A 16805-nucleotide genomic window follows, 5' to 3' on the forward strand; every position below is an offset into this window, starting at 1 on the left:
CCTCAGGCGGTGCCGAAGTTGTTGTCGAGAAGGTCGAACAATTCGTCGGCGCTCGCCGAACTGAGTTCACCGGCGTCGGCCGGTGCGCTGCGTTCGTCCCAGCGGCGCAGCAGGGTGTGGAGTCGGGTGCTGATCTCGTCCACGACCGGCAGCCGGCCCAGGGCCCGCTCCAGACGGTCGAGTTCGGCCAGCATCGGGGCGACGGGGTCGGGCTCGGCGAGGAGTTCGCCGTGCAGGTGGTCGGCGAGGACGGCCGGTGTCGGGTGGTCGAACACGACCGTCGGGGAGATGGCCAGTCCGGTGGCCGCGGAGAGCCGGTTGCGGAACTGGACGGCGAGCAGGGAGTCGAAGCCCAGGTCGGCGAAGGACGAGTCGGGCCGGACGGCACCGGGTGTGTCGTGCCCTAGGGCGGCGCCGACCTGCTGGGTGACCAGGTCGAGCAGGGTCCGGCGCCGGTCGGCTTCGGGGAGTCCGGCCAGCCGTGCCGCGAGGTCGTCGCCGTGCTCCGCCGGTGCGGCCTCCGGGAGTTCGGAGAGCAGGTTGAGCTGGCGCGGGGTGGAGGCCGCCGAGACGACCAGGTCCCAGTCGACGTCGGCGACGATCAGCGCCGGCTCGTCGCGTTCGACGGCGCGCCGGACCGCCGCCATCACCGAGTCGGCGGGCACCGGCCTCTCGGCGGGTGCCTGTGGCTCCCAGCCGCCGACGGCGACCGTGACGGCGCGGACCCCGCGGTCCCGCAGCCGTGCGGTGAGCGCGGCCAGGCCCGCGTACCGGGCGGTGGCGGCTCCCTGGCGGGCCGCGCCCCAGACGCCGCTGAGCGGGTGGAGCAGGACGAAGGTGTCGAGGGCGCCGTCCGGTTCGGCCGGGACGGACAACACGGACAGCGCGGCCTCGGTGACCGGGCCGGCCGGCGGTTCGGCGGGCGCGATCTGGATCACGGTGCGCTCGTCGGCCTGCGGCGGGGCGGCGGGGTCGGTGCTGATCCGGACGCCCTCGGCGCCGTGCCGTTCCAGCCAGCCGGCGAGCCCGCTCGCCAGGGGCTCGGCGGCGCCACGGACGAGGACGCGGCCGGGTGCCCAGCGTTCGGCGGGCTGCGCGGCCTGCGCGGTGCGCACCAGGCGCCGGGCGTAGGTGCCGTCGGCGCGTACCCGGACCTGGTTCTCGGTGCCGGCCAGGGCGGCGCGCAGCCGCCCCACCACCGTGTCGTCGGGGTCGGCGGGCAGGTCGACGAGGCCGCCCCAGCGCTGCGGCTGCTCCAGGCCGACGACCTGGCCGAGTCCCCACAGCGCGGCCTGCTCCGGGTCCCGTTCGGCGTCGGTGGTGACGCACCACAGGGGGGCCTGGATGCCGGCGGCGTCCAGGGTGCGCACCAGAGCCGGGGTGTCGGCGGGCGGCAGCAGGGAGAGCACACCGGCGAGGGGGCCGGTGACGCCCTTGAGGTCGGCGTCGGTGGTGACGGAGCCGGGCAGGGCGGCGGCGAGCGGGTGGCCGCCGTCGGGCGCGACGACCGCCCAGCCGTCCAGCGGTACGGGCGTGTCCTGGTCCGGGAGGGCGTGCCACTCGGTCCGGTACAGCAGGTCGGGCGCCGGTGGCGGGGCGCCGGCCGCGGATCTGCCGGGTGTGGGCAGCCAGTAGTGCTCGTGCTGGAAGGGGTAGGTCGGCAGTTCGGCGTGGCGGCCGGTGCCGGTCAGGGCGGTCCGGTCGACGTCGGCGCCGGCGGTCCACGCCTCGGCGAGGGCGGCGTGCATGCGGTCCCGGCCGCCCTGGCCGCGCTGGAGGGTGCCGACGGTGGTGACCGGGAGTCCGGCGTCCGCGGCGGTGCCCTCGATGCCGGCGACCAGCACGGGGTGCGGGCCGACCTCGACGAACAGGGTGTGGCCGGTGCGCAGCAGGCGTTCGGTGGCCGCGTGGAGGGCGACCGGTTCGCGCAGGTTCCGGTACCAGTACCCGGCGTCCATCGCGGTGCCGTCGACGAAGTCCGCGGTGACGGTGGACAGCAGAGGTACGTCGCCCGGGGCGGGCCGGACTCCGGCGAGTTCGGCGAGGAGTTCGTCCCGTACCTCCGTCACGTGGGCGGAGTGCGAGGCGTAGTCGACGGGGACGCGCCTGGCGCGGACGCCGCGGGCCTCGCAGTCGGCGACGAGGATGTCGAGCGCCTCGGGGTCGCCGGAGACGACGGTCGCGGCGGGGCCGTTGAGGGCGGCGATCCCGATGCGTCCGGCGTGGCCGTCCAGGAGTGCGCGGACGGTGGGCTCGTCCGCCGCCACGGAGACCATGCCGCCCTTACCGGCCAGGGACCGGCGGATGGCCCGGCTGCGCAGCGCTACCGTCCTCGCGCCGTCGTCCAGGCTGAGCACGCCGGCCACCACGGCCGCGGCGATCTCACCCTGCGAGTGGCCCACCACGGCGTCCGGCCGCACCCCGTAGGAGCGCCACAGTTCGGCGAGCGAGACCATGACGGCGAAGAGGGCGGGCTGGACGACGTCGACGCGGCTCAGGGCGGCCTCGTCCGCGAGGACCTCGCGCAGGGACCAGTCCACGTACGGCGCCAGGGCCTCCGCGCACGCGTCCAGGCGGGCCGCGAACTCCGGTTCCGCGTCGGCCAGTTCGAGTGCCATGCCGGTCCACTGGGTGCCCTGGCCGGGGAAGACGAACACCGTGCGGCCGGGGCCGGCCTCGCCCGTCACGGCGTTCGGTGCGGTGCCGGGCGCGGCGAGCGCGGACAGCAGGGCGTCCCGGTCGGTGCCTAGGACCGCCAGGCGCCGCTCGAAGCGGGTCCTGCCGGCCAGCGTGCGGGCCACGTCGGCGGCGCTGACGTCGGTGTCGCGCAGCAGCCGGTGCAGGCTCGCGGCCTGGTCGCGCAGGGCCGCGGCGGTCCGGGCGGACAGCAGCAGGGGCGCGGTGCGGTCCGGGGTGCCGGGCGCGGGCGTCGCCCCGTCCGGCTGCGGCTGCGGCTCCGGCTCCGGCTCCGGCTCCGGCTCCGGGTACTCCAGTACGACGTGGGCGTTGGTGCCGCTCATGCCGAACGCCGACACGCCCGCGCGGCGCGGTCCCGTCCAGGGGCGGGCCTCGGTGAGCAGCCGGACGTTCCCGGCCGTCCAGTCGATCCTGGTGCTGGGCTGTTCGGCGTGGAGCGTCCTGGGCAGGGTGCCGTGGCGCATCGCCATCACCGTCTTGATGATCGCGGCGACGCCGGCGGCGGCCTGGGTGTGGCCGATGTTCGACTTCAGCGACCCGAGCCACAGGGGCTCCGCGCGGTCCTGGCCGTAGGCGGCGAGGAGCGCCTGTGCCTCGATCGGGTCGCCGAGCGTCGTGCCGGTGCCGTGCGCCTCCACGACATCGATGTCGGAGGCCGCCAGCCCGGCGTTGGCCAGCGCCTGGCGGATGACCCGCTGCTGGGCGAGGCCGTTGGGTGCGGTCAGTCCGTTGGACGAACCGTCCTGGTTGACGGCGGAGCCGCGGATCACGGCGAGCACCGGGTGGCCGTTGCGGCGGGCGTCGGACAGCCGCTCGACGACGAGCACGCCGACCCCCTCGGACCAGCCGGTGCCGTCGGCCTCCTCGGCGAACGACCGGCACCGGCCGTCGGCGGACAGCCCGCGCTGTCGGCTGAACTCGACGAAGACGTCGGGGGACGCCATCACGGCGGCGCCGCCGACCAGGGCGTACGCGCACTCGCCGGAGCGCAGCGACTGGCCGGCCAGGTGCAGCGCCACCAGGGAGGACGAGCAGGCCGTCTCCACGGTGACCGCGGGGCCCTCGGTGCCCAGCGTGTAGGCGATGCGGCCGGACGCCACGCTGGTGACGGTGCCGCTGAGCAGGTGTCCCTCGACGCCGTCGGCGGACCCGCTGCCGTAGCCCATCGTGGCCGCGCCGACGAAGACACCGCCCTGGGTGCCGCGCAGCGACGCCGGATCGATGCCCGCCCGTTCCAGCGCCTCCCAGGAGGTCTCCAGGAGCAGCCGCTGCTGCGGGTCCATGGCAAGTGCCTCGCGCGGGGCGATGCCGAAGAACGCCGCGTCGAAGGCCCCGGCGTCCCGGAGGAAGCCGCCGCCGCGGGCGTAGAAGGTGCCCTCGTGGTCGGGGTCGGGGTGGTAGAGCCGCTCCAGGTCCCAGCCGCGGTCCGCCGGGAGGCCGCCGATGGCGTCCGTCCCGTCGGCGACCAGCCGCCACAGGTCCTCCGGCGAGGTCACACCGCCGGGGAACCGGCAGGCCATCGAGACGATCGCGAGCGGTTCACCGGCGTCCGGCCGCGCGGTGGCCGCCGTGGCCGTGCGGTGCTCCGTTCCGGAGGCGGTGCCGTCGAGTTCGGCGTACAGCCGGTGCGCCAGGTCCCCGACGGTGGGGTGGTCGAACACCTCGGTGACGGGCAGCCGTATCCCGGTGGCCTCGACCAGCCGGTTGCGCAGTTCGACGGCGGTCAGGGAGTCGAAGCCGAGGTCGCGGAAGACCCGGTCGACGGCGACCCCCTCGGCGGAGTCGTGGCCCAGGACGGCCGCGACGTGGTCGCGGACCAGGTCGCGCACCGCCTCCTCGCGGCCGGCCGCGGGCAGTCCGGCGAGGTGTGCGGCGAACGTGGACGCCGCGGGTGCCGGGTTCTCCGGGCGGGCCGCCAGGACCGTCCGGACCTCGGGCAGGTCCTGGACGAGGGGGCGCGAGCGCGCCGCGGTGTAGGCGGGGGCGAAGTCCTCCCAGCGGACGTCGGCGACGGCGACCGTGGCGTCCGGCCCGGCCGGCAGGGCCCGCAGGGCGGCGGCGGCCGCGGCGGGCGCCAGCGCGGTGAGGCCGCGGCGGTTCAGCCGGTCCAGTGCCTCGTCGTCGGCCATGCCGCCGCCTGCCCAGGGACCCCAGGCGACCGAGACGGCGGTGAGCCCGCGGGCCCTGCGGCGGGCGGCCAGCGCGTCCAGATGGGCGTTGGCCGCGGCGTAGCCGCCCTGTCCCCCGCTGCCCCAGACGCCGGCGACGGAGGAGAAGAGCACGAACGCGTCCAGCGGGGTGTCGCCGAGCAGTTCGTCGAGGTGCCGGGCGCCCAGCACCTTGGCCGCGCCGACCTCGGCGAGTGCGGCCACGCTGTCCTCGGCGACGGCCCCGAGGCCGAGTGCGCCCGCGGCGTGCACGACGGCGGTCGGCGGGTGTACCGCCAGCAGGGCGGCGACCGCCTCGCGGTCCGTCATGTCGCAGGCCTCGACGGTGACGCGCGCGCCGAGGGCGGTCAGTTCGTCGCGGAGCGCGTCGGCGCCGGGCGCGGCCGGGCCGCGGCGGCCGGTGAGCACCAGGTGCTCGGCGCCGTCCCGGGCCAGGCGGAGCGCGACATGGCGGCCGAGCGCGCCGGTGCCGCCGGTGACGAGGACCGTGCCGCGCGGCTGCCAGAGCGGACCGGCCGCCGGCGCGTGCTCCAGGCGGCGGGCCCGGACACCGCCGGCCCGGACGGCGAGCTGGTCCTCGTCGCCGCCGCCGGTGACCGCGGCGGCCAGCAGGGCGAGGGCGGTGTCGTCGATGTCGGCGGGCAGGTCGACCAGACCGCCCCACAGCTCGGGCTGTTCGAGTCCGAGGACCTGGCCGAGGCCCCAGACCTGCGCCTGCTCGGGCCGTGCGACGTCCCGGTCCGGGTCCACGGTGACCGCGCTCTGCGTCACCAGCCACAGCGGGGCGCCGAGCGCCGCGTCGGTCAGTGCCTGGGCGGCGGTCAGGGTGCCGGCCAGGCCGACGGGTACCGCAGGGTGGTCGGGATGGGGCCGCTCGTCGAGTGCGAGCAGCGACAGGACGCCCGGGACCGGGTCCGGTCCGGCCGCGTCCCGCAGGAGTCGCGCGAGCGCGCCCCGTTCGGTTCCGGCGGCGACCGGGACGACGGTCGTGCCGAGTTCCCGGAGCCAGGCGAGGCAGGCGGCAAGCGCCGGGCTGCCACCGTCCTCGGTGCCTGGCACCAGGGCGGTGCCGGGCACCAGGGCGAGCCAGGTGCGGTCGGGCGCGCCCGTCCCGGCGGGCTGCGCCGCCTCGGTCCAGCCGATCCGGTAGCGCCACCGGTCGGCGGTCTGCCCGGCGGCGCCGGACGTGGCCGGTACGTTCGGCCAGAACCGCCTGCGCTGGAACGGGTAGGTGGGCACCGCGCGGCGGACGGCTCCGGTGGGGGCGAACAGCGCCTCCCAGTCCGGTCCGGCTCCCACGGTGTGCAGGCGGGCCACGGCGGCCAGCAAGGTCTGCTCCTCGGGCCGGCCGTCACGCAGCAGGGACACCACCAGCGGGCTCTCCTCGGGCAGGCAGTCGGGCACCATGCCCGAGAGCACGCCGTCGGGGCCGAGTTCCACGAACGTGGTGGCGCCGGTGGCCCGCAGAGTGCGTACGGCGTCGGCGAACCGGACGGTGGCCCGGGCCTGGCGCGCCCAGTAGGCCGGCGAGCACGCCTCCTCGGGGGTGAGTTCGGCGCCCGTGACGGTGGAGACGACGGGGATGCGCGGCGCCGCGTAGGAGAGGCCGGCCGCGATCCGCTCGTAGTCGGCGAGCATGCCGTCCAGGTGTGCGGAGTGGAAGGCGTGGGAGGTGCGCAGCAGCTTGGTCCTGCGGCCGCGGTCGCGCCAGTGCCGTGCGAGGCCGGCGATCGCGTCGGCGTCACCGGAGAGCACCACGGACCCGGGGGCGTTGACGGCGGCGACGGCGACCCGGTCCCCGTACCCGGCGAGCGGGCCGGCCGCCTCGTCGGCGGAGGCCTGGACGGCGAGCATCGCGCCGTCGGCGCGCTGGGCCTGCATCAGCCGCCCGCGCGCGGTCACGAGGACGGCGGCGTCGGCCAGGGTGAGGACGCCGGCGGCGTGCGCGGCGGCCAGTTCGCCGACGGAGTGGCCGGCGAGCCACTGCGGGTGCACTCCCCACTCCCGCAGCGTCCGGAAGAGGGCGACCTCGACGGCGAACAGCGCGGGCTGGGCGTACTCGGTGCGTTCCAGTGCCTCGGCGTCCTCGTCCACGACCTGGCGCAGCGGCCGGTCCAGGTGCCGGTCCAGCTCCGCGCAGACCTCGTCGTAGCCGGCGGCGAACGCGGGGACGCGGGCGCGGAGTTCGGCGCCCATGCCGCGGCGCTGGCTGCCCTGCCCGGTGAACAGGAAGGCCACCGGCCGGGCGGCGTCGTCGCGGGCCGTGCCCTCGAAGACCCCGGCCGAGGGCCTGCCGTCGGCGAACGCGTCGAGCGCGCGCACCAGGGCGTCGCGGTCCTCGGCGAGCACGACGGCCCGGTCGGGCAGCGCGGCGCGGGTGGTGGCCAGCGAGTACGCCACGTCCGTCAGCCCGTCGCCGTCCACGGACCCGCCGCCGAGGAGCGCCGACAGGTTCGCGGCCTGGGCGCGCAGGGCGGACCGGCCCTTGGCGGCGAGCGGGAACAGCCGGGCACCGGGGGCCGGGCGGTCGCCGGGCCGTTCCGCGGTGGGTTCGGCTGCGGGTTGCTCGGCCGCAGGTCGCTCGGCCGCGAGTCGTTCAACTGCGGTTCGCTCGGCTGCGAGTTCAGCGTCCTGTTGTCCGAACTCCTCCAGGACGGCGTGCGCGTTGGTGCCGCTGATGCCGAACGCGGACACCCCGAACCGGCGGGGCGCTCCGGGCCGCGGCTGCCAGGGCCGCGCCTCGGCCAGCGGCCGTACGGCTCCCGCGGTCCAGTCCACGACGTCGGAGGGTGCGTCCAGGTGCAGGGACTCGGGGAGGACACCGTGCCGCATCGCCATGATCATCTTGATGACGCCGGCGACGCCGGCCGCGGCCTGGGTGTGCCCGATGTTCGACTTCACCGAGCCCAGCCACAGCGGCCGGTCGGCGTCGCGGTCCTGCCCGTACGTGGCGATCAGCGCCTGGGCCTCGATGGGGTCGCCCAGCCGGGTGCCGGTGCCGTGGCCCTCGACCGCGTCCACCTCGTCGGCCCGCAGACCGGCGTCGGCCAGGGCCGCCGTGATGACCCGCTGCTGCGACGGACCGTTCGGGGCGGCCAGGCCGTTGCTTGCGCCGTCCTGGTTGACCGCGCTGCCCCGCACCAGGGCGAGCACCTGGTGCCCGTTGCGCCGGGCGTCCGAAAGCCGCTCCAGCAGCAGGAGTCCGGCGCCCTCGCCCCAGGCGGTGCCGTCGGCGGAGGCGGCGTACGCCTTGGCGCGCCCGTCGGGGGCGATGCCGCGCTGCCGGCTGAACGAGAGGAACAGACCCGGTGTGGACATCACGGTCACACCGCCGGCCAGGGCCAGGTCGGCCTCGCCGCGCCGCAGCGACTGGCAGGCCAGGTGCAGGGCCACCAGTGCGGAGGAGCAGGCGGTGTCGACCGTGACGGCGGGCCCCTCCAGGCCGAGGGCGTAGGAGACGCGGCCGGAGACGACGCTGGCCGCGGCGCCGGTGCTGCCGTAGCCCTCGCTGTCGGCGTGGTCCGCGGGCGCGGTGGCGAGCAGCGCCGGGTAGTCCTGTCCGTTGGTGCCCGCGAAGACCGCCGTACGGCTGCCGCGCAGCGTGGTGGGGTCGAGTCCGGCGCGCTCCAGCAGCTCCCAGGACGTCTCGAGGAGCACGCGCTGCTGCGGGTCCATGGCGAGCGCCTCGCGCGGCGAGATGCCGAAGAAATCGGCGTCGAAGTCGGCGGCGTCGTCGAGGAAGGCGCCCTCGCGCACGTAACTGGTGCCCGGGTGCGCCGGGTCGGGGTGGTACAGCCCGTCCAGGTCCCAGCCGCGGTCGGCGGGGAAGGCCCCGACCGCGTCGGTGCCTTCGTCGACGAGGCGCCAGAGGTCCTCGGGGGTGCGTACACCGCCGGGGAAGCGGCAGCTCATCGAGACGACGGCGATCGGGTCGTCGTCGGCCGCGACCGGCACGACCGCACGGTCCGGCGCGGGCGCGCGGTCCGGCCCGGGTGCGGCGGTCGCGGAGCCGGTCAGTTCGGCGCGCAGGTGGCGGACCAGGGCGGCCGGGGTCGGGTGGTCGTAGACCACGGTGGCCGGCAGCCGCAGTCCGGTCGCGGCGCTCAGCCGGTTCCGGATCTCCACGCCGGTCAGCGAGTCGAGGCCGAGTTCCCTGAACGTGCGCTCCGCCGGTACCGATCCGGCGCCGGAGTGGCCGAGCACGGCGGCGACGTGGCCGCGCACCAGGTCGAGCAGGATGCGGCCGCGCTCCTCCTCGCCGACGCCGGCCAGCCGCCCGGCGAGTCCGGTGCCCGTCGCGCCGGGTTCCCCGGCCGCGGTGGCCGCCGCCGCGCGGATGCGCCGTACCTCGGGCAGGTCGTGCAGCAGCGGCCGGACGCGGGAGGCGGTGAACGCCAGGAAGAACCGGTCCCAGTCGACGTCCGCCACGGTCAGGCAGGTCTCGTCGTCCGCGACGGCCCGCTCCATCGCGGTCAGGGCGTCCTCGGGGTCCATGCCGGGCAGGCCGTGCCGGGCCAGCAGGTCGCCGACACCGTCGCGGCCCGCCATGCCCGCGCCCGCCCAGGGGCCGAAGGCGACGGAGGTCGCGACGAGCCCTTCGGCGCGGCGCTCCTCGGCGAGAGCGTCGAGGAAGGCGTTGCCGGGGGCGTAGTTGCCCTGGCCGGGTATGCCGAAGGTGGCCGCCACGGAGGAGAACAGCACGAAGGCGTCGAGGTCCAGCGTCCGGGTCAGCTCGTGCAGGTGCCGCGCGCCGGCCAGTTTCGGGCGCAGTACCCGGTCGATCTGCTCCGGGCGCAGCGCGGCCACCGTGTCGTCGTCCAGGACGGCCGCGGTGTGCACGACGGCGGTGAGCGGGTGCTCCTGCGGGATGGTCGCGAGCAGCGCCGCGAGGGCGTCGCGGTCGGCCACGTCGCAGGCGGCGACGGTGACGCGGGAGCCGAGTTCCGCCAGTTCCCGGCGGAGTGCGTCGGCGCCGGGCGACCCGGGCCCGCCGCGGCCGACGAGGAGCAGGTGGTCGGCGCCGCGGCGGGCGAGCCGGCGGGCGACGTGCGCGCCCAGGGCGCCGGTACCCCCGGTGACGAGCGTGGTGCCGCGGGGCTCCCAGGTGCGAGGGGCTCCGGAGCGGGTACCCCGCCTGGCCCGGGTCAGGCGGCGCACGGACACACCCGTGGCCCGCACGGCCAGTTGATCCTCGGTACCGCGGTCCGGGTCCGCCGCGCCGTCCGCGGGCAGGCCCGCGAGGACGGCGGCCAGCCGGCCGCGGGTGTCCGCGTCCAGGGTGGCCGGGAGGTCGACGAGACCGCCCCAGCGGTCGGCGTGCTCCAGGCCGACAACCCGGCCGAGCCCCCAGACCGGGGACTGGGCGGCGGCGGTGAGCCGGTCGGCGGCGTCCACGGCGACGGCGCCCCGGGTGGCCAGCCACAGCGGTGCGGTCAGTCCGGTGTCGCCGAGTGCCTGGACGAGCGCCGCGGTGGACACCAGGCCGCCGGGTGCCGCCGGGTGCCCGGGGCACGGCCGTTCGTCCAGGGCGAGCAGCGAGAGCACGCCCGCGACGGGGCCCGCCGCGGCCGCGGTGCGCAGCCGCCCGGCGAGGGCCGCCCGGTCGCCGTCGGCCGGCACGGCCACGGTGTGGACGTCAGCGCCATACCCGGCGGGGACGGCCGCCACCGCGGCGGTGTACGGGTCCTCGGCGAGGTGTTCGGGCAGCACCGCCAGCCAGCGCCCGGACAGGGCGTCCGGAGCCGGTGCCCGGTCGGCGTCGGGTCGTGGGGTCCAGGTGACGCGGTAGCGCCAGGTGTCCGGTCCGGAGCGGGCGGGCGCGGCGGCCCGCGAGGTGTCCAGCCAGTACCGCCGGCGCTCGAAGGGATAGGTCGGCAGCTCCGTGCGCCGGGCACCGCTGCCCGCGTACAGCGCCGCCCAGTCCACCGGTGCCCCGTGCACGTACGCCTCGGCCAGGGAGGTGAGGAACCGTCCGGGGCCGCCGTCGTCCCGGCGCAGTGTGCCGAGCGCCGCCGCCGGGCGGTCGGGGGCCTGGTCGAGGGCCGCGGAGACGCCCTGCGTGAGCACCGGGTGCGGGCTGACCTCGATGAAGAGCGCGGAGCCCTGGGCGAGCACGTCCGCGACGGCCGGGCCGAAGCGGACCGTGCCGCGCAGGTTGCGGTACCAGTAGCCGGCGTCGAGTTCCGTGCCGTCGAGCATCTCGCCGGTGACCGTGGAGAGGAACGGCACCGTGGCGCGGCGGGGTTCGATGCCGTCCAGCGCCCCGACGACCGCCTCGCGGATCTCCTCGACGTGCGCCGAGTGGGAGGCGTAGTCGACCGGGACGCGGCGGGCGCGGCAGCCCTCCTCCTCGCACGCGGCGAGGAGTTCGTCCAGTGCCTCGGGGTCGCCGGAGACGACGACCGCTCCGGGTCCGTTGACGGCGGCGACGGACAGCCGGTCGCCCCAGCGGGCGAGGCGGCGCACGGCCGCCTCCTCCGGCTCGGCGACGGAGACCATGCCGCCGCGTCCGGCAAGGGCGCGCAGCGCCTTGCTGCGCAGCGCGACGACGCGCGCGCCGTCCTCCAGGGTCAGCGCGCCGGCCACCACGGCCGCGGCGATCTCGCCCTGCGAGTGGCCGACGACCAGGTCGGGCCGCACGCCGTGGGAGCGCCAGAGGGCGGCCAGGGAGACCATGACGGCGAACAGGGCGGGCTGTACGACGTCCACGCGCTGCAGTCCGGGGGCTCCGGGCTCGGCCAGGACCTGGGACAGCGACCAGTCGACGTGCGGCGCGAGGGCGTCCTCGCAGGATCGCAGCCGGTCGGCGAAGGCGGGTGCGGACCGGGCGAGTTCCAGGGCCATGCCCGCCCACTGCGAGCCCTGTCCGGGGAAGACGAAGACCGTCCTGGCGCCGGGCAGCGCGGTGCCGCGGACCACTCCGGGCAGCGGCAGTCCGTCGCCGGGCGCCGCCTCGGCGAGCGGACGCAGCCCGGCCGGCCCGCCGAGCAGCACCGCCCGCTCGTCGAACGCGGTCCGCTCGGCCGCCAGCGTGTAGCCGACGTCCAGGGGGCGCGGTCGCGGCGCGACGGCCAGGTACGCGGCGAGCCGCTCGGCCTGCCGGTGCAGGGCGTGGGCGTCCCGGCCGGTCAGGATCCAGGGCGGGGAGGCCGGTCCGGTTCCCGGGGCGTGCCCGGCCGTCGCGGGGACGGCGTCGGGTACGTGTTCCGCAGGCCGGGAGACGGCATCCGCGGCGTGCCTCGCCGACTCGGGGACGGCATCCGCGGCGTGCCTCACCGACTCGGGGACGGCGTCCGCAGCGTGTTCCGCCGCAGGCTCGGACACGGCGCCCGGCATGTGCTCCGCCGTCGCAGGGACACCCCCCGCGGCGTGTTCCGCACACTCGGACACGGCGTCCGCCATGTGCTCCGCCGCCGCGGGGGCACCCTCCGCGGCGTGTTCCGCACGCTCGCACACGGCGTCCGGCGCGTGTCCCGCCGTCGCGGGTACGGCAGGCGGGGCCTCTTCGAGGATGACGTGGGCGTTGGTGCCGCTGACGCCGAAGGACGAGACGCCGGCCCGGCGCGGACGGCCCGCGTCCGGCCACGCCGACTGCTCCGTGAGGAGCCGCACCGCGCCCGCGGACCAGTCCACGCGGGACGACGGTGTACTGACGTGCAACGTCGCGGGCAGCGTCGCGTGCCGCATCGCCTGCACCGTCTTGATGACTCCGGCGATGCCCGCGGCGGCCTGGGTGTGTCCGATGTTCGACTTCAGCGAGCCCAGCCACAGGGGCTGTTCGCGGTCCTGGCCGTACGCGGCCAGCAGCGCCTCGGCCTCGATCGGGTCGCCCAGGACGGTTCCGGTGCCGTGCGCCTCGACGGCGTCCACCTCGGCCGCGGTCAGCCGCGCGTCGGCCAGGGCGTCGCGGATGACGCCCTCCTGCGAGGGTCCGTGCGGCGCGGTCAGCCCGTTCGAGGCGCCGTCCTGGTTGACGGCGCTGCCGCGGACCAGCGCGAGCACCGGGTGGCCGTTGCGCCGGGCGTCCGAGAGCCGCTCCAGCAGCAGTACGGCGACGCCCTCGGCCCAGCCGGTGCCGGCGGCGTCATCGCTGAAGGACCGGCAGCGGCCGTCACGGGCAAGGCCGTTCTGCCGGCTGAACTCCATCAGCATGCCGGGGCCCGACATCACCGTGGCTCCGGCGGCCAGGGCCAGGGCGCACTCGCCGGAGCGCAGCGCGCGTGCCGCCATGTGCATGGCCACCAGCGACGACGAGCAGGCGGTGTCGACGGTCACGGCCGGGCCGTGCAGGCCGAAGGTGTAGGAGATACGGCCCGAGGCGACGCTGCCCGCGCCGCCGACCAGGCCGTACCCCTCGGCCTCGGCGGGTATCTCGTGCAGCCGGGGCAGGTAGTCCTGGTTCATGGCGCCGACGAAGACCCCGGTGGCGCTGCCCCGCAGCGTGGCCGGGACGATGCCGGCCCGCTCGAACGCCTCCCAGCTGGTCTCCAGGAGCAGCCGCTGCTGCGGGTCCATCGCCAGCGCCTCGCGCGGCGAGATGCCGAAGAAGCCCGCGTCGAACTCGCCCGCCCCGTCGAGGAATCCGCCGAAGCCGGTGTGGGAGGTGCCCCCGCCGCCGCCCCCGCCGTCGCTCTCGCCCTCGCCGCCGAGCAGGGCGTCCAGGTCCCAGCCCCGGTCCTCGGGCAGGGGCCCGATGGCGTCGGTGCCGGACTCCACGAGCCGCCACAGGTCCTCGGGGGAGCCCACCCCGCCGGGCAGCCGGCAGCTCATGGCGACGATCGCGACGGGCTCGTCCACCGGACCGTCCGCCACCGGGCCGTCCACGGTGCCGTCCGCCATCGCCCCGTCCACGGCCCCGTCCGTCATCGCCCCGTCCGCCGGCGCGCCGACCGCCGCGGCGCGGTCCGTGCCGTGCAGAGCGCGGTGCAGGAAGGACGCGACCTCTTCGACGGTGGGGTGGTTGTAGACCAGGGCGGCGGGCAGCCGCAGGCCGGTGGCGGCGGCCAGCCGGCCGCGCAGTTCGAGCGAGGAGTGGGAGTCGACACCGAGAGCCTTGAAGGCCAGCCCGGTATCGACCTCGTCGGCGCTCGCGTGTCCCAGGACGGCGGCGGCGTGCGATCTGACCAGGTCGGTCAGTGCGGGCAGTCCGGTGTCGGCGACCTCCGTCACGGCGGGAGCGGACCCGGCGGCCCGGTCGAACCAGTAGGACTGCCGCTGGAACGGGTAGGTGGGCAGGGTGACCCGGGTGGCCCCGCCGAGCACCGGGGACCAGTCGACGTCGACGCCCTGGACGAAGAGTTCGGCCGCCGAGCGCTTCAGCCGCTCCCCTCCCCCGTCGTCCCTGCGCAGCGTCCCGCCCGTGATCACGTCACCGGCGGTCTCCGCCACCGCCGCGGTCAGCACCGGATGGGCGCTGACCTCGACGAACACGCCGTGTCCCGTGTCCGCCAGGGCCCGTACGGCCGCCTCGAACTCGACGGTGCGGCGCAGGTTGCGGTACCAGTACCCGGCGTCGAGTTCCGTGCCGTCCGCCCAGTCCACGTCCACGGTGGAGAAGAAGGGGACGCTGCCCGCGCGGGGGGTGACGTCCCGCAGGGCGTCCAGCAGTTGCTCCTCGATCTCCGCCACCTGCGCGGAGTGGGAGGCGTACGCCACGGGGAGCCGGCGGGCACGGATGCCTCGCGCCTCGGCGCGGGCCTCCAGTTCCGCGAGTGCCTCGGGGTCGCCGGCCGCGACCACCGACGCGGGGCCGTTGACCGTGGCGATCGAGAGTTCCGGCCCGATGAGCGCGCGGGCCTCCGCGGCGGACAGCGCCAACGATGTCATGCCACCGCGTCCGGCCAGGGCGCGCAGGGCCCTGCCGCGCAGGGCCACCACCCGCGCGCCGTCCTCAAGCGACAGGGCGCCCGCCACCACGGCGGCCGCGACCTCGCCCTGGGAGTGGCCGAGCACCGCGTCGGGCACGACGCCCCAGGACCGCCACGTCGCGGCGAGGGACACCATGACGGCCCACAGGACGGGCTGGACGACCTCCGTGCGCGACAGCGCGTCCGCGTCGCCGAGCACGTCGGCCAGGCGCCAGTCCGTGAACGGTGCCAGGGCCTGTTCGCACTCGGCCATGCGGGCGGCGAACACCGGTGAATCGTCGAGGAGTTCACGTGCCATCCCGACCCACTGCGAGCCCTGCCCGGGGAAGACGAACACCGTCTTGCCCACGGGTGCCGCGGCGTGTCCGGTGACCACGTCCTCCGCGGCTCCGCCCGCCGCCAGCGTGCGCAGCCCGGTACCGCCCACGCACACCGCACGGTGGTCGAAGAGGGTACGGGACGACAGCAGGGAACCGCCCAGGTCGACGGGGTCCGTATCGGGGTGGCCGTCGATCCAGTCGGCCAGCCGCGCCGCCTGTGCGCGCAGTGCGGCCGGCGTACGCCCGGACACCACCAGGGGGGTGGCGCCGGGTGCTGCGGGCCGATCGGGAGCGGCCGGCGCCGCGGACCCGTCCGGTTCGTGACCGGCCACCACCACATGGCAGTTGGCACCGCCCAGGCCGAAGGAGCTGACGCCTGCGATCCGGCGGTTCCCGCGCCAGGGGCCGCGTTCGGTGGCCACCTTGAGGTTCAGTTCGTCGAGGGGGATGCCGGGCGGCGGTGTGTCGAAGTTGAGGCTGGCCGGGATCTCGCCGTGGCGGACCGCCAGGACGGTCTTGAGCAGGCCGACGACACCGGCGGCGCTCTCCAGGTGGCCGACGTTGGTCTTGGCCGAGCCGACGACCAGAGGTGAGCCGGCCGGCCGCGCGGAGCCGATCGAGGCGCCCAGCGCGGCCGCCTCGACGGGGTCGCCGACCCTGGTGCCCGTGCCGTGCAGCTCGACGTAGTCGACGTCGGCGGGCGACACCCCGGCGGCCCGCTGGGCCAGTTCCACCACCTCGCGCTGCGCGTCGGCGTCGGGCACGGTCAGCGCGCTGCCGTCGCCGTCGTGGTTGACGGCGCTGCCGAGGAGCACGCCGTGGACGGTGTCGCCGTCGGCGACGGCCCGGTCGAGCAGCTTCAGCAGGACCAGGGCGCCGCCCTCTCCGCGCACATAGCCGTCGGCCCGGGCGTCGAAGGTGTGGCAGCGCCCGGTCGGGGAGAGGGCGCCGACGCCGGCGGCGACCAGTGCGGTGTCGAGGGCCAGGTTCAGGTTGACGCCGCCGGCCAGCGCGGTGACGGACTCGCCGCTGCGCAGGCTCTGGCAGGCCAGGTGCACCGCGACCAGGGACGAGGACTGTCCGGTGTCGACGAGCTGGCTCGGGCCGCGGAGACCGAGGGCGTGCGAGAGCCGGTTGGCGATCAGGGCGCGCTGGGTGCCGGCCAGTGTGTGGTGGGTGATCTCGTCGGCGGCCTGCCGCCGCAGCGTGGCGTAGTCGTCCCATCCCGCGCCGACGAACACGCCGGTGCGGGTGCCCGCGAGCGCGGCGGGCAGCAGGTCCGCGCGTTCGACGGCCTCCCAGCCCAGTTCCAGGACGAGCCGCTGCTGCGGGTCCATCGCGGCGGCCTCGCGGGGCGAGACGCCGAAGAAGGCCGCGTCGAACGCGTCGGGATGCTCGATGAACCCGCCCCAGCGCGCGCCGGCGGCGTTCGGCGTTCCCGCGGCGTCGATCCGGGCGCGGGTCCAGCGGTCGGCCGGCGCCTCGGTGATGGCGTGCCGTGCGTCGAGCAGCAGCCGCCAGAAGGCCTCCGGGTCGGGCGCGCCGGGCAGCCGGCACGAATAGCCGACGACCGCGATTGCAGCCTGCTGCAGGTCCGTCGTAGTCAACGCGTACTCCTCAACGTGCCGGACCTTTTCCGCATTGTTTCCGTGCTGTTCAGCAGGTTCACAGGTACAGGTATCCAACGCGATCGCACGAGGCACCGCCGGTCAATCCAACCCAATGCCGCCCGACCTCACGGCCTCCATAAGAGC

Annotated in this window: 1 protein-coding gene; it reads right to left on the reverse strand. The window is 76.5% G+C overall.

The window, feature by feature from the left end; all coding sequences use genetic code 11:
* Positions 1 to 2 precede the first annotated feature (2 nt).
* Positions 3 to 16658, reverse strand: a complete 16656-nt coding sequence (locus ACFZB3_RS29545; RefSeq protein WP_391380482.1) for an SDR family NAD(P)-dependent oxidoreductase — start codon at positions 16656 to 16658, stop codon at positions 3 to 5.
* Between the last annotated feature and the right edge of the window lie 147 nt (positions 16659 to 16805).

The organism is Streptomyces sp. NPDC008092 (assembly GCF_042957285.1).
In the GTDB taxonomy this organism is placed as follows: Bacteria; Actinomycetota; Actinomycetes; order Streptomycetales; family Streptomycetaceae; genus Streptomyces.